This window comes from Neobacillus sp. plas4 (genome assembly GCF_057221695.1).
The window spans coordinates 4787511-4806077 of the sequence record NZ_CM170152.1 but is presented as its reverse complement, the minus strand read 5'-3'; the positions used below and the strand labels follow the sequence as shown (position 1 = coordinate 4806077).

The 18567-nt window shown below is 38.6% G+C and carries 21 protein-coding genes and 1 riboswitch; of the genes, 11 read left to right on the top strand and 10 right to left on the bottom strand.

What is annotated here, in order from left to right; genetic code table 11:
- The first annotated feature begins 14 nt into the window (after positions 1–14).
- The 3 genes from menB to menC all read left to right on the top strand — a co-directional run bounded on the left by menB (position 15) and on the right by menC (position 4142).
- Positions 15–833: a 1,4-dihydroxy-2-naphthoyl-CoA synthase gene (gene menB, locus AC2TFD_RS24245; RefSeq protein ID WP_179601634.1), complete on the top strand. Its 819-nt coding sequence runs from the start codon at positions 15–17 to the stop codon at positions 831–833.
- A gap of 721 nt (positions 834–1554) precedes the next feature.
- Positions 1555–3039 carry an o-succinylbenzoate--CoA ligase gene (locus AC2TFD_RS24240; RefSeq protein ID WP_484674115.1) on the top strand — a complete coding sequence of 495 codons (1485 nt, stop codon included), beginning with the start codon at positions 1555–1557 and terminating at the stop codon, positions 3037–3039.
- Positions 3036–4142: an o-succinylbenzoate synthase gene (gene menC / locus AC2TFD_RS24235; RefSeq protein WP_484674114.1), complete on the top strand. Its 1107-nt coding sequence runs from the start codon at positions 3036–3038 to the stop codon at positions 4140–4142. Before AC2TFD_RS24240 ends, menC begins: the two co-directional genes overlap by 4 nt.
- Before the next feature lie 39 nt (positions 4143–4181).
- Here menC and AC2TFD_RS24230 read toward each other — a convergent pair whose 3' ends face one another.
- Both AC2TFD_RS24230 and AC2TFD_RS24225 read right to left on the bottom strand, forming a co-directional pair.
- Positions 4182–4340: a DUF1540 domain-containing protein gene (locus AC2TFD_RS24230; RefSeq protein WP_335509118.1), complete on the bottom strand. Its 159-nt coding sequence runs from the start codon at positions 4338–4340 to the stop codon at positions 4182–4184.
- A 92-nt stretch (positions 4341–4432) separates the two neighbouring features.
- A complete protein-coding gene (locus AC2TFD_RS24225) occupies positions 4433–5377 on the bottom strand; it encodes a metal ABC transporter solute-binding protein, Zn/Mn family (RefSeq protein WP_335569842.1) in 945 nt (314 codons plus the stop codon).
- A gap of 174 nt (positions 5378–5551) precedes the next feature.
- Here AC2TFD_RS24225 and AC2TFD_RS24220 point away from each other — a divergent pair, with 174 nt between their 5' ends.
- Positions 5552–6163: a beta-class carbonic anhydrase gene (locus AC2TFD_RS24220; protein WP_335569841.1), complete on the top strand. Its 612-nt coding sequence runs from the start codon at positions 5552–5554 to the stop codon at positions 6161–6163.
- On the opposite strand, the gene yidD is transcribed toward AC2TFD_RS24220, so the two are convergent.
- Complete coding sequence (gene yidD, locus AC2TFD_RS24215; protein WP_335520706.1) at positions 6160–6387, bottom strand: membrane protein insertion efficiency factor YidD; 228 nt, start codon at positions 6385–6387, stop codon at positions 6160–6162. The genes AC2TFD_RS24220 and yidD overlap by 4 nt on opposite strands.
- A gap of 135 nt (positions 6388–6522) precedes the next feature.
- Here yidD and AC2TFD_RS24210 point away from each other — a divergent pair, with 135 nt between their 5' ends.
- Positions 6523–6996 carry an S-ribosylhomocysteine lyase gene (locus AC2TFD_RS24210; protein ID WP_335569840.1) on the top strand — a complete coding sequence of 158 codons (474 nt, stop codon included), beginning with the start codon at positions 6523–6525 and terminating at the stop codon, positions 6994–6996.
- A gap of 42 nt (positions 6997–7038) precedes the next feature.
- Here AC2TFD_RS24210 and ytzI read toward each other — a convergent pair whose 3' ends face one another.
- Together ytzI and AC2TFD_RS24200 are read right to left on the bottom strand one after the other, a co-directional pair.
- Positions 7039–7203: a YtzI protein gene (ytzI, locus tag AC2TFD_RS24205; protein ID WP_335520711.1), complete on the bottom strand. Its 165-nt coding sequence runs from the start codon at positions 7201–7203 to the stop codon at positions 7039–7041.
- A gap of 102 nt (positions 7204–7305) precedes the next feature.
- Positions 7306–7563 carry a DUF6154 family protein gene (locus tag AC2TFD_RS24200; RefSeq protein WP_045523809.1) on the bottom strand — a complete coding sequence of 86 codons (258 nt, stop codon included), beginning with the start codon at positions 7561–7563 and terminating at the stop codon, positions 7306–7308.
- 233 nt (positions 7564–7796) lie between these two features.
- On the opposite strand from AC2TFD_RS24200, the gene AC2TFD_RS24195 reads away from it, so the two are divergent.
- Together AC2TFD_RS24195 and ytkD are read left to right on the top strand one after the other, a co-directional pair.
- Positions 7797–8120, top strand: coding sequence for a hydrolase (locus AC2TFD_RS24195; protein WP_335512785.1), 324 nt, complete (start codon positions 7797–7799; stop codon positions 8118–8120).
- Between the two features lie 83 nt (positions 8121–8203).
- Positions 8204–8695, top strand: a complete 492-nt coding sequence (gene ytkD / locus AC2TFD_RS24190) for an RNA deprotection pyrophosphohydrolase (RefSeq protein WP_335569839.1) — start codon at positions 8204–8206, stop codon at positions 8693–8695.
- Between the two features lie 7 nt (positions 8696–8702).
- On the opposite strand, the gene AC2TFD_RS24185 is transcribed toward ytkD, so the two are convergent.
- Genes AC2TFD_RS24185 through AC2TFD_RS24175 form a run of 3 tightly spaced genes read right to left on the bottom strand, consistent with a single transcriptional unit; the run spans position 8703 to position 11305 of the window.
- On the bottom strand, positions 8703–9509 hold the full coding sequence (locus AC2TFD_RS24185) for an ABC transporter permease (RefSeq protein ID WP_335569838.1): 807 nt from the start codon (positions 9507–9509) through the stop codon (positions 8703–8705).
- Positions 9490–10266: an ABC transporter ATP-binding protein gene (locus tag AC2TFD_RS24180; RefSeq protein WP_335569837.1), complete on the bottom strand. Its 777-nt coding sequence runs from the start codon at positions 10264–10266 to the stop codon at positions 9490–9492. Before AC2TFD_RS24180 ends, AC2TFD_RS24185 begins: the two co-directional genes overlap by 20 nt.
- A 22-nt stretch (positions 10267–10288) precedes the next feature.
- Complete coding sequence (locus tag AC2TFD_RS24175; protein ID WP_335569836.1) at positions 10289–11305, bottom strand: ABC transporter substrate-binding protein; 1017 nt, start codon at positions 11303–11305, stop codon at positions 10289–10291.
- A 116-nt stretch (positions 11306–11421) separates the two neighbouring features.
- Between AC2TFD_RS24175 and AC2TFD_RS24170 the strand changes: the two genes are divergently transcribed.
- Together AC2TFD_RS24170 and AC2TFD_RS24165 are read left to right on the top strand one after the other, a co-directional pair.
- Positions 11422–12213 (top strand): alpha/beta hydrolase family protein, encoded by a 792-nt coding sequence (locus tag AC2TFD_RS24170; protein ID WP_335512776.1) that lies wholly within the window; start codon positions 11422–11424, stop codon positions 12211–12213.
- Between the two features lie 39 nt (positions 12214–12252).
- Positions 12253–12495, top strand: a complete 243-nt coding sequence (locus AC2TFD_RS24165; protein WP_335512775.1) for a DUF2584 domain-containing protein — start codon at positions 12253–12255, stop codon at positions 12493–12495.
- 40 nt (positions 12496–12535) lie between these two features.
- Here AC2TFD_RS24165 and pckA read toward each other — a convergent pair whose 3' ends face one another.
- Positions 12536–14122: a phosphoenolpyruvate carboxykinase (ATP) gene (gene pckA, locus AC2TFD_RS24160; RefSeq protein WP_335569835.1), complete on the bottom strand. Its 1587-nt coding sequence runs from the start codon at positions 14120–14122 to the stop codon at positions 12536–12538.
- Between the two features lie 219 nt (positions 14123–14341).
- Positions 14342–14482, top strand: a riboswitch (SAM riboswitch).
- Between the two features lie 200 nt (positions 14483–14682).
- Here pckA and metK point away from each other — a divergent pair.
- Both metK and asnB read left to right on the top strand, forming a co-directional pair.
- Positions 14683–15882, top strand: a complete 1200-nt coding sequence (gene metK / locus AC2TFD_RS24155) for a methionine adenosyltransferase (protein ID WP_335512772.1) — start codon at positions 14683–14685, stop codon at positions 15880–15882.
- A gap of 199 nt (positions 15883–16081) precedes the next feature.
- On the top strand, positions 16082–17974 hold the full coding sequence (asnB, locus tag AC2TFD_RS24150) for an asparagine synthase (glutamine-hydrolyzing) (RefSeq protein WP_335569834.1): 1893 nt from the start codon (positions 16082–16084) through the stop codon (positions 17972–17974).
- Between the two features lie 43 nt (positions 17975–18017).
- On the opposite strand, the gene AC2TFD_RS24145 is transcribed toward asnB, so the two are convergent.
- Complete coding sequence (locus AC2TFD_RS24145) at positions 18018–18530, bottom strand: gamma carbonic anhydrase (RefSeq protein WP_335512768.1); 513 nt, start codon at positions 18528–18530, stop codon at positions 18018–18020.
- Between the last annotated feature and the right edge of the window lie 37 nt (positions 18531–18567).

Below are 18567 nucleotides of genomic sequence, written 5' to 3'. Positions count from 1 at the left end.
GGAGGAAGATTGTTTTGACAGTAGAATGGATTGCAGGACGCAAGTATGAAGAAATTTTATATGAAACGTATAATGGAATTGCGAAAATCACGATTAACCGTCCACATGTACATAATGCATTTACACCGAGAACTGTTGCGGAATTAATAGACGCCTTTGCTTATGCACGTGACGATTCCAGTGTAGGTGTTATTGTATTAACTGGTGCAGGAGATAAAGCATTTTGTTCAGGCGGTGACCAAAAGGTTCGCGGACATGGCGGTTATGTAGGTGAAGACCAAATTCCCCGTTTAAATGTTCTTGATCTTCAACGGTTAATTCGTGTTATTCCAAAACCAGTTATTGCGATGGTTAAGGGGTACGCTATCGGCGGCGGTCATGTCCTTCACGTCGTGTGTGATTTGACGATTGCTGCAGATAATGCTGTATTTGGTCAAACAGGTCCGAATGTAGGAAGCTTTGATGCTGGTTATGGTTCAGGCTATCTAGCAAGAATCATCGGCCATAAAAAGGCACGTGAAATTTGGTACCTTTGCCGTCAGTATAATGCACAGGAAGCTCTTGACATGGGATTAGTAAATACGGTTGTTCCACTTGAAAGAGTTGAAGAGGAAACGATTCAGTGGTGTAATGAAATTTTGGAGAAAAGTCCAACAGCGCTTCGTTTCTTAAAGGCAGCCATGAATGCAGATACAGACGGTTTAGCAGGACTTCAGCAGCTTGCTGGGGATGCAACTTTGCTTTACTATACAACAGAAGAAGCCAAAGAAGGCCGCGATGCATTTAAAGAAAAGCGTAAGCCAGATTTCGGCCAATTCCCTCGTTTTCCATGATTTAAAAGTTATCACGTTGCAGCTTGGTGGACTCCATCAGGCTGTTTTTATATAGGAAAGAGTCTGGCGGGGGTCATCAGAAGGGATTTGTCCTCAATCCGGTGTCTTGAGTACAAATCGTAGTGTTCGTCAGAATGATTTGTCCTCAATCCGGTGTCTTAAGGACAAATCATAGGAGTCGTCAGAAGGGATTTGTCCTCAATCAAGGGTCTTGAGGACAAATCGTAGGAATCCCGAGTAGGATTTGTCCTCAATCAAGGGTCTTGAGGACAAATCATAGGAGTCGTCAGAAGGGATTTGTCCTCAATCAAGGGACTTGAGGACAAATCTGAGAAGTCATCAGAAGGGATTTATCCTCAATCAAGGGTCTTAAGGACAAATCATAGGAGTCGTCAGAAGGGATTTGTCCTCAATCAAGGGTCTTAAGGACAAATCATAGGAGTCGTCAGAAGGAATTGTCCTCAATCAAGGGTCTTAAGGACAAATCATAGGAGTCGTCAGAAGGAATTGTCCTCAATCAAGGGTCTTAAGGACAAATCGTAGAAGTCTCCAGAAGGATTCGTCCTCAATTCAATATCTTGAGGACAAATCACCCGATTGACCAAAAAGGCTCAATCCAGACTCTTTAGAAAAACGTAAATTTCGGCTATTTAGAAAACATGCGGTACAATACTTTAGCTATATAAAAGACAATAAACCATAAAAAAGCAGGTGAGTATGAATGCAAGTAGAGACCATGCCAAACTTTCTAGAAAAGAGAGCATTTTTGACACCTGAAAGAACTGCGATTTTTTTTAATGAGGAAACGGTATCATTTAAGGAGCTTTATGATCGGTCTTATCAAACCGCTGGCAGGCTGCAAAAGTTAGGCATACAAAATGGCCAATATGTTGGGGTACTATTAAAAAATCATGTTGATACGGTAGTGATTTTATTTGCCCTTCAGTTACTTGGCGTTAAAGCAGTAATCCTAAATATACGCTTGACGACAACAGAATTGAGCTGGCAGCTAAATGACTCAAAAGCTGCTTCATTAATTATGGAAGATGAATTTCTTGAAATCAAACGGGAAGTCGAAATTCCGGTCATTACAAAGGACCAGTTGTTTGTGACGACACCAGAGATTCCAGTCATTCAGAAAGAAATTAATTTGGCTGATGTCTGTACCATTATGTATACCTCTGGCACAACCGGAAATCCAAAAGGTGTATTACAAACGTATGGCAACCATTGGTGGAGTGCGGCAGGCTCTGCATTAAACTTAGGATATAATGAAAGTGATCGCTGGTTATGCAGTGTCCCGCTTTTTCATATAAGTGGTTTTTCCATCTTAATGCGAAGTGTCATTTATGGAATGCCGGTAATTCTTCATGAAAGCTTTGAAGCGGAAAAAACCATTAATGATATAAAATCGAAACAGGCTACCATTATGTCAGTGGTAGGGACCATGCTCTTTAGGATTGTGAATACACTTAAGGATCCCCAGCTTCCAAATCATTTCCGCTGCTTCCTTCTAGGAGGTGGTCCGGCACCATTACCACTTTTGGAGGCGTGTTTGGCTAAAAAACTTCCTGTTTTCCAATCCTATGGTATGACTGAGACGTCCTCTCAAATTGTAACCTTAGCTCCTGAATATAGCATCACGAAACTTGGCTCTGCAGGAAAGCCGTTGTTTCCTTCACAACTTAAGGTTCTTTTGGATAATGGAGAGATTGCACCTCCGAATAAGGCCGGTGAAATTGTTGTTAAGGGTCCAAATGTAACAACAGGCTATTTATTTCGTCCGGATGCCACAAAGGAAAAATTTAATGACGGATGGTTTTATACAGGAGATATTGGTCTTTTAGACGAAGAAGGCTTCCTATATGTACTTGATCGTCGCTCTGACCTGATCATTTCAGGCGGGGAAAACATATATCCTGCTGAGATTGAATCTGTACTTTTATCACATCCTGATATCGATGATGCAGGTGTTACAGGCATTAAGGATGAAACATGGGGACAAGTCCCCGTTGCCTTTATTGTACGAAAAGAAGGTGCACGTGTAACGGAGATACAACTTAAGCAGTTTTGTTTGGAACATCTAGCTAAATACAAAGTACCAAAATCGTTTCAGTTTACTGATATCCTTCCGAGGAACGCTGCTAAAAAGCTGCTGCGCAGGAAGCTGAGAGAATGGGTTAATGAGGGCAGGTATAGCGAATGAACATTGCGCAAATTCGCCTTAGAGTAATTTGTATGCCTTTAAAGTCACCCTTTCACACACACTTAGGGACGGTGACAGAGAGAGAAGGAATTATTGTAGAGGTAATGGATTCTGATGGTGTTTCAGGATTTGGTGAGGGTGTGGCCTTTTCCACTCCTTGGTACACGGAAGAGACCGTGAAGACTAGTTTACATATTCTAAGTGATGTCTTAATTCCATTACTTAAGAAGAAGCAAATTAACCATCCAGAAGATGCAGCTGGTTTATTTAAGAAAATTAAAAGAAATCATATGGCCAAGGCTGGTTTAGAGATGGCTTTATGGGTTTTGTATGCTAAGAAAAATTTAATATCGCTTTCTTCTCTTTTAGGCGGTACGAGAGGGGAAGTTGCCTCTGGGGTAGTTATTGCAGCAGATTCTCTCTCAAACTCGCTCACTCAAATTGAAAAGTATTTAGAAGCGGGATATCAGCGATTTAAAATCAAGATTAGCCCAAGGCAGGATTATTCCTTAATAGCTGAAATTCGCCGCCAATATCCTGAGCTTCCGATTATGGCCGACGCTAATTCTGCTTATACGCTTAAAGACATTGACTCCATAAAAGCATTGGATGACTTTAATCTTTTAATGATTGAACAGCCGCTTGCAAGTGATGATATCATTGAGCATTCTCTGCTTCAAAAAGAAATAAGAACGCCGATTTGTTTAGACGAAAGCATTGTTAGTTTTGAGGACGCGAGAAAAGCAATTGAGCTTGGGAGCTGTAAGGTGATCAATATTAAAGCTGGAAGAGTGGGCGGGCTTTATGAAGCGAAAAGAATTCATGATTATTGCGTTGGCAGGGGCATTGAGGTATGGTGTGGGGGAATGATCGAATTCGGGATATCCCGTGCACATAATGTCGCACTAGCCTCCCTGCCAGGCTTCACCGTACCTGGTGATATTTCTGCTTCCAATCGATTTTGGGAAGAAGATATCATTACTCCAGAAGTAACCGTGGAAAATGGCTTCGTAACCGTACCAAAAGGTCCTGGGATTGGGTATGGAATCAATGAAAAGAGACTAAGAGAAACGACACAATTTGAAAAAATAATTACATTTTAAAAAAATTAAACCAGACAAAAGTTGTCTGGTTTGTGTTTTCTATATATCCGTAGGTTCAAAAGTTTTACAATCGGTTTCCTGACTATTATCGGCCGTTTTGCCTTTATGGCTTACAACATAAATGCTTTCAGCACTGCATTTATTTCCCTTTGCCCAATAAGAGCAGTTATTGACTTCACATAATACATCCTGTGCCATCCGTATCACTCCTTAGTCTAAATCGTAATACAGAATTAGCATTTGATGTTTTACCTGCTATCATCCTTGGTAAGTAATAGGTAATGAATGCTTTAGTCGTTTAAGGCCGTTTTTAGTGATTTTAAATTTTGCTCCATAAGGGAAAAGTATGTTTCTTTATCTTCAAGATTTTTCTTTGTCAGGACTCCTAAATTATGGACGGGTAAAGCCTTTGCTCCAATTTCCTTTTTTACAATATCCGCTAACTTTGATTGGACATTTTGCTCAAAAAGGATATAATGGAGGCCTTCTTTATCAGCCTGTGAAATGATTTTTTCCAGTTCTCTCTGTGAAGGTTCATTTGTTGTGGAAAGACCAGAAATACTGATTTCTTCGATCCCATACCGTTGCTCCCAATAGCTAAAGGCTGCATGTGTAACCAAGAAGTTTTTATGTTTAGCGTTTTGAATGGTTGTTTTAAATTCAGAATCTAAATTATCTAATTCATTAGCAAGCTGTTGATAATTTTGATCAAAAACCTCTTTATTTTCAGGCAGTTTTTCTACTAAAGAATCTCTAATAACGGCTGCCATTTCCTTTGAATAAATAGGGTCGAGCCACACATGAGGATTAAAATCTCCATGACCATGATCTTCATGGTCTCCATTCTCCTCGCCCTCATGTCCGTCAACCGGATCTAAAATCAAGTTCTCTGCAGTCGAAATCAGAGCAACGTTTTGATTTTTTAAGGTTTCCTTCGATTTTTCCACAAAGCCTTCTAATCCTAAACCAATATAGAAAAATAAATCCGAATCCGCCAGCTTCATCATATCTTTTTGGGATGGCTCAAACGTATGCTCATCAGAACCCGGTGGATAGATTGTATTGACACTCACGAATTCGCCGCCAATTCTTTCTGTAAAATATTTAAGAGGGAAAACAGTTGTATAGATAGTTAACTGGTCCTTTTCTTTTTGCGTTTGATCTTTTTCTTCACTGCAAGCAGTCATAAACAAACTTAGTAGGATAAAAATAGGCAAGAGTATAATTTTTTTCATAGGTTCTCCTTAGTTTTTTCTCAAATCGGAGCTATTACGATTTAATTTAGAAAAATTTTTAGTAGTAAGATAAATAAAAAAATGTATAATACGGAACGATTACGATTTCCTTATGTATCTTACAAAAAAAAATCTGAAATTGCAAGCAATAAATTGATGCATCTATAACTTATTATGTATTCTTATTATAGAAAAAAGAGAGGTGGAATAATTGTGAAAGAATCTTCATTATTGAATGAGATCCTGAATTATAACGAAAAGTTTGTTGAAAGTCATGAATATGAAAAATACGAAACAACAAAATTCCCGAATAAACGAATGGTTATTCTAACATGCATGGATACAAGACTGTTAGAGTTACTGCCTAAGGCCATGAATTTAGGAAATGGGGACGTAAAGACCATTAAAAATGCTGGTGCACTGGTATCTCATCCTTTTGGAAGTATCATGAGAAGTATTCTTATCGCAGTTTATCAGCTTCAAGCTGAGGAAGTTCTTGTCATTGCGCACCACGATTGTGGGATGAGCGGTTTAAAAGCTGAGCCAGTAATTGCTAGCATGATGAGCCGAGGGGTAACAGAGGAAACGATGGATACTTTGACTTATTCGGGCATTAATATTAAAAAATGGCTTCATGGATTCGAAAATGTTACAGAAAGCGTGGAGCATAGCGTTGGTGTAATAAGGAACCATCCATTAATGCCAAAAGGTGTTCCGGTACATGGTTTAGTGATAGATCCAAAAACAGGAAAACTTGACATTGTTGTTGATGGGTATCAAGATTAAATCTCTTTCTTCTCTGGCACCGGATCAATTCCACCTGGATGAAAGGGATGACATTTAAGTATTCTCTTAAGTGTAAGCCAGCCTCCTTTCAGCGCGCCAAACCGTTGTACGGCTTCTAATCCATAATGTGAACAGGTGGGATAGAAACGACAACTAGGTGGTTTAATGGGTGAAATAACAACCTGGTAAAAACGAATGATTGATATAAAAACTTTTTTAAGCATAAGGACACTCCCTTCAACTAAAAGATATCATAAAAAGAATAAAACATCTAAATTGTTAAATATTACAATGTTGATGAAAAAACTCGGAATATATTGTATGATACTATTTAGATGATAAAAAGGAGTGGAGAAAGAATGCCATCAGTAGAAAGCTTTGATTTAGATCATAATGCGGTTAAAGCCCCTTATGTTAGACATTGCGGTGTACATAAGGTAGGTAGTGACGGTATCGTTAATAAATATGATATCCGCTTTTGTCAGCCTAATAAACAGGCTATGAAGCCGGATGTTATTCATACATTAGAACATTTGCTGGCTTTTAATCTCCGTGCACATGTAGAGAAATATGATCATTTCGATATTATTGATATTTCTCCAATGGGTTGTCAGACTGGCTACTATTTGGTTGTTAGCGGCGAGCCAACAGTTGAAGAAGTCATCGACCTTCTAGAAGATACGATGAAGACTGCCGTTGAAATAACGGAGATACCGGCAGCAAACGAAAGACAATGCGGGCAAGCAAAACTTCATGATTTAGATGGAGCAAAACGTTTAATGCGTTTTTGGCTTGAACAAAGCAAAGAGGACTTAAAGCAGGTTTTTGCTTAAACTAAAAGGAAAATTCCTATTCGTTATGAATAGGAATTTTTTTTAAAGCTTTTTCACTTCATCTTCTATTTTATCGTTTTCTAGATGAGGATTATCATTAATCGGATCCACTGTATGCTTATAGGAATATGCTTTTGAAGTCGTAATAACGGCCAGCAATAGAACCACGATGATGATAATAATACTTACCACAAATATCGTATACATTTTGTCTCCTCCCCTTATTCACTATATTTTAGCACGGTTTAATACCTTTTTAACAAAAAAAGAAACTGCGGTCAGCAGTTCCTTTATCCTTGTATGTACAAATCAGTGAATATTTCTTGGATAGTAAGTATGGGTGCGCTGCTGTCCGTACTCTTCCTGTGCAAATTTACCTTTTAAACTCTCAATTAAATAAAGCCCCATTAAATCGTATAATTCTTGTTTATCCATTTCCTGAATCAAGTGCAGTAGATCTTCATGTGACATTTCTTCTAAGAAGGCGAATGCTAACATATCAATATCTTCTTCATCACCTGTCAGCTTGTCTCGATACATTTGAAATAATTCATCGACCAGTCTCATCTTGTACACCTCCGTAGAATACTTAAATTTTTTCCTTACTTATTCAATTCCCTTAATGATGAAAAATATCCTCTATCTTGCTGCAAAAGAATAGTAAAAAATGAAAAATCATTTTCTTAATATTATGACAATTATACCTGATTCATCGCAAAAAAATTAGTCGAAATTTGAAAAAGAATAAATTTTATTTGATTGTGGGAAATTTTAAATACTACCAGTAAGGGGATGACAAAATGAATCAGCAAAAAAAGACTTATTATATAGATGTTGGGACCGGCGAAATTTCCCAAAGTGCCACAGCCTCCACGTGGAGCTTTAAAATTCAGGCAAATGATGAGGAAATTACCGAGTTGAGAGAATTATTTGATCAAAACTATTCAACCGAATGGCAAAACTTCTTTAGAGCCCATGTTCCATATGTTCAATATCATTATGACCGTGAAAACGATGCATACGACAAAACCATTGAGCAAGTGTATGGAATGATTTATCAACTTGGTGATAATGAGGCAAGAAATCATATTGAATCAATGAATATTTTACCTAAAGAAAATTAATTTAAACGGAAAATCCTGTTTATGGGGGTTTTCCGTTTTTTCGATTATAATAAATGGAATAGTGAGTCAAGGGGAGGGCAAGAATGATAGAATTTTTAGATGCATTCGGAAACAAGGTGGAGCTGTCTCTTGCAGCCAATACTTTTCAGCAAAAGGCAAAGCATGTGCTTGTCATTTGTCAGTATAAAGATCACTGGTATTTAACGAATCATAAAGTTCGGGGACTGGAATTTCCAGGGGGGAAAGTAGAAACAGATGAATCTCTAAGCGATGCTGCTCACCGGGAAGTTTATGAGGAAACGGGCGGGATCATCGACGAACTGTTACAAATAGCAGAATATAGGGTAACAGATGAAAAAGATTCATTTGTGAAGGCCGTTTTTTGGGGAAAAATAAAAACGGTTGATAAAACGAATAACTATCATGAGACCAACGGACCCGTTGCAGTAAAAGGAGATATTCTACAGCTGCGGTTTGGTCAGGAATACAGCTTTATTATGAAGGATGAAGTAATTCAGGAGTGTTTTAAGCAAATTAATAAACTTCAAAATGAAAAGAATAGCGACAAATTTTAATAAGCCGCTATTCCTTGATAAGTTTTTTCTCTAATAGGTCCACAAGCTGATACATAATCGTGGCAACCACGGCAATGACCATTAAGGATAAAAAGACTAAGGTAAAATTAAATACTTGGAAACCGTAAATAATGAAGTAACCTAGTCCCTTAGAGGAAACTAAAAATTCTCCGACAATGACACCAACCCACGATAATCCAACATTCACCTTCAAGGTGGAGATAATGGTTGGAAAACTGGCCGGCAGGATGGCTTCCTTAAAGCACTGAAAACGAGTGGCGCCAAATGTTTGCAGTACTTTAATATAGTTCGGGTCCACCTCTTTAAACGAGGTATAAACGACAATGGTGGTAATAATAACCGAGATAATCGCTCCCATTGCAATAATGGATGGATAACCAGGTCCAAGAGCAACAATCAAGATTGGTCCTAAGGCCACCTTCGGCATTGCATTTAAAACGACAAGATAAGGGTCAATAATTTTTGAAAATATCGGAGACCACCAAAGCAATGCAGCTAATATGGTCCCGAGTAAAGTACCCAGAATAAAACCAAAAATTGTTTCTGTTAAGGTTACACTAAGGTTAGATAATAAGGAACCGTCTTGGATTTTTTCTAGAAATAAACTCCAAATTTTAGATGGTGAACTGAAAAGAAGGGGATCGATCCACCGCTGTTGACTTGAAATTTCCCAGCCGGAAAAAAAGAGTAAAAATATCATCAGTTGGTAAAAACGGACCCATCTTTTTTCAACCGTTAATGTTTGTAAATACTTTTTATGGAGAAGGTTCACATTATTTTTTTCTTGGTTCAAGTGAATCCAACTCCTTCCATATTGTCTGAAAGATACTTGAGAATGCTTCATGATTTCTAGCGTTGAAAGGTGACAAATTCTTAAGTTCATCTGGCATATCAAATACCTTATGAATTCTGCCTGGACCTGGTGAAAAGAGCACAACTCGATCACTCATGGCAATGGCTTCACCGATATCATGTGTTACCAGGATGGCTGTTTTCCCGAATGTATCCAGTGTATTGGATACTAAATCCTCCAGCTTTAACTTTGTTTGGTAGTCTAGTGCCGAAAAAGGTTCGTCTAGCATAAGAAGTTTGGGTTCAGTTGCCAGTGTTCTTACCAGAGCAGCTCTCTGTCTCATTCCGCCCGATAGCTGCTTAGGCAGCTGTTTTTCAATGCCGTTTAAACCCATTTGCTTTAGAAGATCCAGGGCAGCCAATTTGGTCTTTTCATTCAATTGATTTGATAATTTAAGGCCAAGGAGGATATTTTCTTCAATCGTTTTCCAAGGGAATAAATAATCCTGCTGGAGCATATAACCGATTTGATTTTTTTCTCCTGAGAGTGGTTTGTTTTCAAGCATAATACTTCCTTGGGTTGGTTTTATTAGCCCGGCAATGATTGAAAGTAAAGTTGTTTTACCACAGCCGCTAGGGCCGAGGAAAGAGACAAACTCTCCTTCCTCCACTTGAATTGTTATATCGGAGAGGGCCGTGGTTGCAGAGGCTTTAGTGAAATATGTGTGATGAACATCCTTAATTGCTAAGAAACTCATTTTGGACGGCCTCCAAATTTAATTATTCATTTTTAACCTTTTCTGCAATTTCTGTATTTACAAGTGTTTTGTGTTCTACCTCTTGAGGGAGTTCACCTGCTTCGTTCATAATATCCTGAAGATTATTCCATTCTTCAACATCGAGGATTGGGTCTGTTGCGAAGGATCCTTGCTCTTTATATCGATCAACTACAGTACTAATAAGTTCTATATCTGTATCAGGGAAATAGGACTCAATCGACTTAGCCACTTCATCTGAAGTATGTGTATCGACCCATTGCTGAGCTTTAAAGATCGCTCTAGTGAATTTTTCTACGATGTCCTTGTTTTCTTTCATATAACTATCTTTAGCCATAAAGGTTGTATACGGTACATGCCCGGACTCTGTTCCAAAGGAGGCAATAATATGTCCCTTTCCTTCTTTTTCAAAAATACTAGCCTGTGGTTCAAATAATTGGACGAAATCTCCAGTTCCTGAAGCGAACGCACTAGGGATGTTTGCAAAGTCAATGTTTTGAATCAAATTTAAATCTTGATGTGGATCAATTCCGTGTTTTTTAAGAACGAATTCGCCGACCATTTGCGGCATGCCGCCCGTACGCTGACCTAAAAATGTCGACCCTTTTAATAGATCCCATGAGAAATTTTCAATTTTATCTCTCGATACTAAGAAGGTACCATCTGTTTGTGTAAGCTGGGCAAAGTTAATAACTGGGTCATTTGAACCTTGGGCATACACATAAATAGAAGTTTCAGAGCCGACAAGTGCAATGTCTGCACCATTAGAGAGCAGAGCAGTCATGGTTTTGTCTCCACCAAAGGCTGTTGATAATTCAACGTCTAAGCCCTCTTCCTTAAAGAATCCTTTGGCAATGGCAACATATTCAGGAGCATAGAAGATGGAACGGGTAACTTCTACAAGACGGACCTTTTCTATTTTCTCCGTTTCAGTCTTTTCAGTGGTATTACATGCGGCGATTGAAAACATAAGAATCACAATTAGAAGAGAGGAGAGACTAAATTTCAACCATTTTTTCACACCAAAACCTCCTTTTTACAATAAAAAATCTGGGCTGCTGGCCTAATGTATCGTATGAAGGAGAATGAAATGTGTGAATGCCTATTTTTATTAAATTTGAAAGGTGAAATGTAAAGGTGAACAAACAAAATGGAGTAATTATCGAGGTTCATCGCTTCCCTTCACCGAATCCGAATGTGGAATTAAGGGTGATTACCTATCTTTCAAATGGATTGAAAGTGAAGGGAATGCTGGCAGAACCGAAAATAAAGGGGAACTATGATGGATTTTTATATCTTCGAGGCGGAATTAAAAATGTTGGAATGGTGAGACCAGCGAGAATCGCTCAGTTTGCTTCTGAAGGATTTATTGTATTTGCTCCTTACTATCGGGGAAATCAAGGCGGAGAGGGGAATGAGGATTTTGCTGGAGAGGATAGAGAGGACGCCTTTAGTGCCTATCTGCTTTTAAAATCTTTATCCCGGGTAGGTCCTATCCATATATTTGGATTTTCCCGAGGCGGAGTCATGGCTTTGATGACAGGACTCGAGTTTCCGGAAGCTGCTTCGATTGTCACTTGGGGTGGAGTATCGGACATGTTCTTAACTTACGAAGAGAGAAAAGACTTGAGGAAAATGATGAAAAGGGTAATTGGCGGTACACCTGGTAAATATCCAGAAAGATATGAAGCACGTACCCCGCTATATGAACTTGAAAATCTTACCCAGCCTGTTTTAATTATTCATGGAGTAAATGACCAAAATGTATCTGTAGAGCATGCCTACAGACTCGAAAGAAGACTTAAGATGTTAAATAAGCCGGTGGAATGCTGGTATTTTAATGATTTTACTCATTACTTTCCTCCCGTGATGAATAGAAAAATCGTAAAGGATTTAGCGAAGTGGATGAAATATCAAATCAAAAGATGATAAAATGATAGTAAGTCCAATAAAGAGGAGCGGATTCATATGGGTATGCCTTTTGAGTTGAATACAATAATTGTAACAAAAGGCCGTGAAAAAAGGGTAGGAGAAAATCTTTTCGTACTAGAAAAAGAAGGCTATCGTCTTTATCCAATTGATATCCCAATTGATGTTAGAAAAACAATTGAAAGTGATCCGTGTGGAACTGGAGTTATTCAAAAGATCGAATGGCAAAATAACAGCACTTGGTTAACGTATCAATTAATTTCATTAAATTCTACGAATTAAATAACAAAACCCTTATCGACAAAGATAAGGGTTTTGCTTTTTAAGCGACCGGTCCACCTTCTACTTCAATTTCAGCGGGGACCTTGGTGAATTTTTTAAAGTTTTCACGGAATTTTCCTGCTAATTCTTTTGCTTTCTCTTCATATGCTTGTGGGTCTGCCCATGTTTTGCTTGGCTGGAGTACCTCATCCGGAACACCGGCAATGTGGAGTGGAATATGAAGGCCAAAAATATCATCCTTCACTGTTTCTACATGGTTTAGTTCTCCTTCAATTGCAGCCTGAACCATCGCCCTTGTATAGGAAAGCTTCATGCGGCTGCCGACTCCATATTCTCCTCCAGTCCAGCCAGTGTTAACAAGAAAGACCGTTGCATTATGCTCAAGTATCTTTTCACCAAGCATTTCAGCGTATCTTGTTGCAGGTAATGGAAGGAATGGTGCGCCAAAGCAGGTTGAGAAGGTTGCCTCTGGAGAGGTTACGCCACGCTCTGTTCCTGCAAGCTTGGATGTATAACCGCTCAAGAAATGATACAACGCTTGCTCTCTTGTTAATTTAGAAATTGGCGGCAATACACCGAATGCATCAGCTGTTAAAAAAACAATTGTATTTGGGTGACCTGCAATACTTGGCAGAATCACATTATCAATGGCATAAATTGGATAAGCAGCCCGTGTATTTTCGGTCAAAGACGAATCATCGTAATCTGCTATCCTAGTTACAGGATTAAGTACAACATTTTCAAGTACAGAGCCAAAATGGATGGCGTCGAAAATTTGTGGTTCTTTTTCCCTGGAAAGATTAATGGTTTTGGCATAACAGCCACCTTCAATATTAAAGACACCAGTGGATGACCACCCATGCTCATCATCGCCGATTAAACGGCGTTTTGGGTCTGCAGATAAAGTGGTTTTACCGGTACCAGAAAGACCGAAAAATAGTGCGACATCACCTTCTACACCAACATTTGCAGAACAATGCATCGAGAAAATATTATTTTCAGGTAACAGGTAGTTCATAATCGAAAAGATCGCCTTTTTTATTTCGCCTGCATATTCTGTTCCGCCAATTATTATTGTACGTTGTTCGAAAGAGATAATAATGAACGTTTCTGATTTGGTTCCGTCAATCATAGGATCAGCTTTGAAATTAGGAGCTGAAATGATTGTGAAACCTGGTGTGTGCGTCATCAATTCTTCATCACTAGGACGGATGAACAATTGATGAGCAAATAAATTATGCCAGGCATATTCATTAATAATTTGAATGGGCAGCTGAGTCTTTTTATCCGCACCGGCAAATCCTTTAAAAACAAATAACTCATTTTTTTGTTTAAGATAATCCAAAACTTTCTGAAGGAGACTGTTGAAAACATCCGCTGAAATCGGCTGATTTGAATGACCCCAATCAATTTTATCTTTAATTGATTCTTCTTGGACAATAAATTTGTCCTGTGGAGATCTGCCTGTATATTTACCAGTAGACACACTTATAGCACCAGTAGAGGTTAAAACGCCTTCATTCCTGGATAAGATTTTTTCAACTAATTGTGGTACAGACAATTGAATGTGTACATTACTTCCTTCCAACAATTGGCTTAAATCATTTGGGATATGAACAGAATTCATCTCAGGGAACCCTTCCTTTTCGTGTTTTTAATATTCAATATATTCGTAAATAGTATAACACAATGAAGTGAATAATCTATACTAATTGACGAAATTAGGTGCTAATAAACACAGGATTTTTAAGAGTGGTAAAAGTTTGTACCTATATCCTAATTTTACTAAATATTTCATTGACTTTATTCGTTAAGTTCAAGTAAGATGGTAATTTGAACGGATACTCTCTTATCCTGAGCTGGTGGAGGGACAGGCCCTATGAAACCCAGCAACCTGCTTCATGAGAAATGATCGTTATAGGCGATTCTATTCTCGGAGTGCGAAGGTGCTAATCTGACGCAAGGCTGCCGCCTTGAACGATAAGAGTGAAAGGCCCGAGACAACCTTTCCTCATGTGGTAAGGTTTTTTGTTTTGTATAAGACCTTTTATTAAAAGTGCTATTAATAAAAATCCTTTGTTTATTTCATACTAAGGGAATGAGTACCGTATCAATGTCATAGGTTCTAGAAGTATTCCTGTCACCTTCATAGAATCTTGATTTATCTCATAATAAGGAGGAAATCAGATGTCAAGAAACGCTCGTTTGTTCACTTCTGAATCAGTTACAGAGGGTCACCCGGATAAAATCTGTGATCAAATTTCTGATTCGATATTGGATGCAATTCTAGCAAAGGACGCAAATGCCCGAGTTGCTTGTGAAACTTCTGTAACAACTGGATTAGTCTTAGTTGCAGGTGAAATCACTACCTCTACTTACGTTGATATTCCAAAAATTGTTCGTGAAACGGTTAAAGGTATTGGGTATGATCGTGCTAAATATGGCTTTGACTCCGAAACATGTGCCGTTCTAACCTCCATTGGTGAGCAAAGTCCTGATATCGCCATGGGAGTTGACCAGGCACTTGAAGCACGTGAAGGTCTAATGTCTGATGAACAAATTGAGGCTATTGGTGCAGGGGACCAGGGATTAATGTTCGGATTTGCTTGTAATGAAACAAAGGAGCTTATGCCTCTTCCTATTTCTCTGGCACACAAGCTTGCACGCAAACTAACAGAGGTACGTAAGGATTCTGTACTTGATTACCTTCGTCCGGACGGTAAAACACAAGTAACGGTTGAATATGATGAAAACGATAAACCTGTTCGAATTGATACGATTGTCATTTCAACTCAGCATAATCCTGAAGTCACCTTAGAGCAAATCCAGCGAAACTTGAAGGAATATGTTATTAATCCAGTGGTTCCAAAAGAATTAATTGATGACAATACGAAGTATTTCATTAACCCAACTGGGCGATTCGTTATTGGCGGTCCTCAAGGAGATGCCGGCTTAACAGGACGGAAAATTATTGTAGATACTTACGGCGGTTATGCGCGTCATGGCGGCGGTGCATTCTCTGGTAAAGATCCAACTAAAGTTGACCGTTCTGCAGCATACGCGGCGCGTTATGTTGCTAAGAATATTGTAGCAGCAGGACTTGCGGATAAGGTTGAAGTTCAACTTGCTTATGCAATTGGGGTTGCAAGACCAGTTTCCATTTCTATCGATACTTTTGGTACTGGAACTGTGAGCGAAGACGTGTTAGTGAATCTTGTTGATAAAAACTTTGACCTTCGCCCAGCAGGAATCATTAAAATGTTAGACCTTCGTCGCCCCATCTACAAACAAACAGCTGCTTATGGCCATTTTGGCCGTACAGATGTGGATCTTCCCTGGGAGCGTACGGATAAAGCTGACACTTTACGTCAACAAGCTAATAGTTAGAAAAAGTATGGGAGTTGCATGTTATATGTAACTCCTTTTGTACGTTTAACGTCAAAGTTTAAGTCAAAGAAATTTAGTGAAAACTGATAGAATGCCGGAATTTTCCTACCTTTCACACTGCCATTTTTGAAAAAATAGTGGTAGGATAAGAAGGTATATTTTTAGTTAGCTATTTAGATTGGAGTAGGTGAGGTACATAATGTGTGGTTTTATTGGTTGTGTACACGACAAGGAACAAAACTATCGTGATGATCAAAAACAACTATTCAAAAATATGAACGATATAATAACCCATCGTGGACCCGATGATGATGGTTTCTTCTATGATGATCATGTTCAATTTGGTTTTCGCCGCTTAAGTATTATTGATATTGAATGCGGTCATCAGCCATTAACATATGAAAATGAGCGTTATTGGATCATTTTTAATGGTGAGATTTATAACTATGTAGAACTTCGTGAAGAATTACTCAAAGAAGGCTTAGAGTTCGCGACACACTCTGATACAGAGGTTATTATTGCGCTTTACAGCCATTTGAAAGAAAAAGCCGTAGAAAAACTACGGGGAATGTTTGCCTTTACGATTTGGGATAAACAAGAACAAACTTTATTTGGTGCCAGGGACCCATTCGGAATTAAACCGTACTTTTATTTCGTTGATGGAGAGAGGACTTTCTTTGCTTCAGAGAAAAAGAGTATTCTTTTAGCTCTCGAAAATGATGTCTTGGACTATGACTCCCTGCAGCACTATCTAACGTATCAATTTGTCCCGGAACCTAGCACGATGTCTAAGGGCATTCACAAGTTAGAACCAGGACATTATTATACGAAAAAGATTGGCTCTCCAATGGAAATTAAAAGGTATTGGAAAGCACATTTTAACCCTGTACAAAAATCAGAATCAGATTTTATCAAAGAAATACAAGATGTGTTAATTGATTCTGTAAAAATGCACATGAGAAGTGATGTGCCAGTAGGGTCGTTTCTTTCTGGCGGAATTGATTCTTCGATCATTGCATCGATTGCCAAACAATTTCACCCAGCGATTAAGACGTTTTCTGTTGGTTTCGAGCATCAGGGATTCAGTGAAATCGATGTAGCGAAAGAAACGGCAGATAAGCTTGGGGTAGAAAACATCAGCTATGTGATAACACCACAAGAATATATGAATGAACTCCCGAAAATTATTTGGCATATGGACGATCCACTTGCAGACCCAGCGGCTATCCCATTGTACTTTGTGGCTCGGGAGGCTAGAAAGCATGTTACGGTTGTTCTTTCAGGTGAAGGTGCAGATGAATTGTTCGGCGGCTACAATATTTATCGTGAACCGCAAGATTTAGAGGTGTTTAATAAAATCCCTCGAGTAGGAAAAGTATTATTAAAAGGGATTGCCAACATGATGCCGGAAGGAATGAAAGGGAAGAGCTTCATTGAACGTGGAGTAACGCCTATGGAAGAACGGTATATTGGCAATGCCAAAATGTTTACCGAAACAGAAAAGAAAGAACTGCTTTCTGTATACCGTGAAGGTTTAAACCACATGGATATCACCAAACCTCTCTATGCAGAAACAAGAGGTTATGATCCTGTTGACCGGATGCAATACATTGATATTCATACATGGATGCGCGGGGATATTTTATTAAAAGCAGATAAAATGACAATGGCTCATTCACTTGAACTCCGTGTTCCATTCCTAGATAAAGTGGTATTCGAAACAGCTTCTAAAATTCCAACCAGCTTGAAAACAGCTAATGGAACAACGAAGTATATTTTACGAAAAGCAGCAGAAGGAATCGTTCCTGAGCATGTTCTAACCCGTAAAAAACTTGGTTTTCCAGTGCCGATTCGCCATTGGTTGAAAAATGAAATGAATGAATGGGCAAAAACCATTATTCGTGAAAGTTCCACGGATCATTTGTTCAATAAATCGTATGTGTTAAATCTGCTTGAAGACCACTGTCAAGGGAAAGCGGATAACAGCCGTAAAATCTGGACAGTGCTCATTTTTATGGTTTGGCATCAGGTTTATGTAGAAGGTAAATACTCCTTTTTCGGCCAAAAAGAATTACAGACAATGAAAAATTAACGTTTTAGCACCCATAAAAGATTTATGGGTGCTTTTGCACTTTTTATTTTTGCAGGGATTTATAATACTGGGCTTTCTCTGCATATTCTGTATAAATCCTATTCATTTCTTTAATATCGTGCTCATTTAATTCTCTAATAACTTTGGCTGGTCTGCCAAATGCTAATGTATTAGGAGGAATCTTTTTCCCTTGAGGCACGAGACTGCCTGCACCAATAAAAGCACCTTCCCCAATTTCAGCTTGATCTAGAATGATTGACCCCATCCCGATTAAAGCCTTTTTACGAATGATACAGCTATGTAGAATAACCTGATGACCGACCGTTACATCATCTTCAATAATCAATGGATTGTTCGGGCTTTGGTGAAGAACTGAGTTGTCTTGGATGTTCACTTTTTTGCCGATAATAGTAGGGGCGACATCGCCTCTGATAACTGAATTAAACCAAACACTTGATTCATCGCCAATTTCAACATCCCCTGTAATCGTGGTAAAATCTGCAATAAATGCTGAGTCTGAAATTTTTGGGTATTTTCCTTTATACGGATAAATCATTCTGAGTCACTCCTTTTTGACTGAAATAGATATTCAT

Coding starts and splice junctions, on each gene's coding strand:
- AC2TFD_RS24230 (WP_335509118.1), bottom strand. CDS start 4,340: ATGGCACAGGATGTATTATGTGAAGTCAATAACTGCTCTTATTGGGCA.
- yidD (WP_335520706.1), bottom strand. CDS start 6,387: ATGCTTAAAAAAGTTTTTATATCAATCATTCGTTTTTACCAGGTTGTT.
- AC2TFD_RS24165 (WP_335512775.1), top strand. CDS start 12,253: ATGGGTATGCCTTTTGAGTTGAATACAATAATTGTAACAAAAGGCCGT.
- AC2TFD_RS24210 (WP_335569840.1), top strand. CDS start 6,523: ATGCCATCAGTAGAAAGCTTTGATTTAGATCATAATGCGGTTAAAGCC.
- AC2TFD_RS24195 (WP_335512785.1), top strand. CDS start 7,797: ATGAATCAGCAAAAAAAGACTTATTATATAGATGTTGGGACCGGCGAA.
- AC2TFD_RS24145 (WP_335512768.1), bottom strand. CDS start 18,530: ATGATTTATCCGTATAAAGGAAAATACCCAAAAATTTCAGACTCAGCA.
- AC2TFD_RS24180 (WP_335569837.1), bottom strand. CDS start 10,266: ATGAGTTTCTTAGCAATTAAGGATGTTCATCACACATATTTCACTAAA.
- AC2TFD_RS24220 (WP_335569841.1), top strand. CDS start 5,552: ATGTATTCTTATTATAGAAAAAAGAGAGGTGGAATAATTGTGAAAGAA.
- asnB (WP_335569834.1), top strand. CDS start 16,082: ATGTGTGGTTTTATTGGTTGTGTACACGACAAGGAACAAAACTATCGT.
- ytkD (WP_335569839.1), top strand. CDS start 8,204: ATGATAGAATTTTTAGATGCATTCGGAAACAAGGTGGAGCTGTCTCTT.
- ytzI (WP_335520711.1), bottom strand. CDS start 7,203: ATGTATACGATATTTGTGGTAAGTATTATTATCATCATCGTGGTTCTA.
- menC (WP_484674114.1), top strand. CDS start 3,036: ATGAACATTGCGCAAATTCGCCTTAGAGTAATTTGTATGCCTTTAAAG.
- AC2TFD_RS24225 (WP_335569842.1), bottom strand. CDS start 5,377: ATGAAAAAAATTATACTCTTGCCTATTTTTATCCTACTAAGTTTGTTT.
- AC2TFD_RS24200 (WP_045523809.1), bottom strand. CDS start 7,563: ATGAGACTGGTCGATGAATTATTTCAAATGTATCGAGACAAGCTGACA.
- metK (WP_335512772.1), top strand. CDS start 14,683: ATGTCAAGAAACGCTCGTTTGTTCACTTCTGAATCAGTTACAGAGGGT.
- pckA (WP_335569835.1), bottom strand. CDS start 14,122: ATGAATTCTGTTCATATCCCAAATGATTTAAGCCAATTGTTGGAAGGA.
- AC2TFD_RS24240 (WP_484674115.1), top strand. CDS start 1,555: ATGCAAGTAGAGACCATGCCAAACTTTCTAGAAAAGAGAGCATTTTTG.